Source organism: Peribacillus sp. NPDC056705 (assembly GCF_043656335.1).
The window spans coordinates 2,718-3,004 of the sequence record NZ_JBHTYI010000082.1; the positions used below are offsets into that span (position 1 = coordinate 2,718).

The window sequence follows — 287 nt, forward strand, 5'->3', positions numbered from 1 at the left end:
TGATCTGCAACATCGTTAACGAATTCTGAGTCAACCCACTCCGTATGGTAAGCAAACCTCATGGTCAGTCGGTCTTCATGGCTGTACATAGTGCAGATCAGCGGTGCGGTAAAATCGATATGAACATCTTCTTCAAGCACAACATAGTGGTCTATTGATTCCAGATCGCTCTCACAGGCAGCTGCACTTTCTTCATCCACAAAAGCTTCGTATTCCTTCAGGTGTTGATTTGTTTGATATAATACATCCTTTACAGAACTGGAAGGGGACGCCATTAAGAACGGCAT

Annotated in this window: 1 protein-coding gene; it reads right to left on the reverse strand. The window is 43.9% G+C overall.

The features are described 5' to 3' along the window. A partial coding sequence (locus tag ACFRAK_RS27430) for a hypothetical protein (protein WP_394572947.1) occupies nucleotides 1-287 on the reverse strand: 287 nt, incomplete at both ends.